The organism is Rhodocytophaga aerolata (assembly GCF_030503435.1).
Classification (GTDB): Bacteria; Bacteroidota; Bacteroidia; order Cytophagales; family 172606-1; genus Rhodocytophaga; species Rhodocytophaga aerolata.
In genome coordinates, this window is record NZ_JAUKPO010000165.1 from 1 (window position 1) to 1,163 (window position 1,163).

Sequence of the window (1,163 nt, forward strand, 5' to 3'; positions counted from 1 at the left end):
TTAATCCGGTCAAAACATTGGGCAATATCGGCATCTAAGACATATTTGGGTTTTTGCTCTATACAGCGTCTGATAGCTTTCAAGGCATCCTGGCAACATCTGCCCGGTCTGAACCCATAACTATTGGCCTCAAACTTGGCTTCCCATTCCGGTTCCAAAGCAAATTTAACTAGTGTCTGGCAGATCCGGTCAGAAATGGTGGGTATACCTAACGGGCGTTTTTCAGCTTTTCCCGGTTTGGGTATCCAAATCCTTCTCACCGGTTTAGCCTTAGCCGTGAATTGCAAGGAATCAACTAAGGATAGCCTTGCCTTAGCCGGAAGGGATTTGACTCCATCCACGCCTGCCGTATGTTTTCCCCCGTTATCTTGTGTGATCTTGCGAGTGGCTAGCAGTTTGGCCCAGCGGGAATTGAGCAACAATCGTTGTAATCGGTGCAGGGTTTTCACCTCTGCTCGTTGAGAGGCTTGGTAAATTCGTTTTTGGAGCTTGAAAACTGCCCGCTCAATCTTTTTCCAGGGCAGATCTTTCCATTCATACATCAGATTTTCATCCGTGCTCATAACATGTTTACTCCTAGTCATGACTTTACCTTCCAATTCTAAGGTGTCTAGGTGGGCATATCCTGGGAATTACCCTAGGCATTAGCTTTGTAGACAATCCTACTCCTTGTGTTCATGCGGCTGACTACCTGCTTTCTGTTATAACTTCTAACAGAAAGAGAACATAAGGTTTTTCCTCGTTCCCAATGCTCGTTTTGCGAAGGGGTAGGACTATACTTTCCACCGGGTTTTGCGGGAGTGAACACTGGTCAGAACCATCACTGCCAGCCCCTATCCTTTACCATTTTGGTTAAGCCCCTTAGCTCACGTGGGCTTATAGTTCGTTACGATGGGTCAACATATATTCGCTTGCGCTGTCCATACCTTCCTGCTTGCAGGGATTCGCTAGAGAGCTTAGCGTTACCTGCTTCTTGCCCCTGCATCCACCCCTAGCTTTGTCAAGGCTAGTAGTGGGGGCAATGCTTTCTCCAATTCACTTTTGAGAGAGGAGTTGACTTGCTAGTCGCACCTCTTCAGGCATTGAGTTGTCAGTGTGTTACCACACTTCTTCTTTCCCCGATCTCTCGATCTTTCAAGAAAACGAGTCGCACATGGCCCACA

At 47.2% G+C, this 1,163-nt stretch carries 1 protein-coding gene; it reads right to left on the minus strand.

Annotated features, from left to right (window positions below):
* Nucleotides 1–563: reverse transcriptase N-terminal domain-containing protein (locus tag Q0590_RS37345; protein WP_302042787.1), on the minus strand; the 563-nt coding region annotated here is incomplete at its 3' end.
* Nucleotides 564–1,163 lie beyond the last annotated feature (600 nt).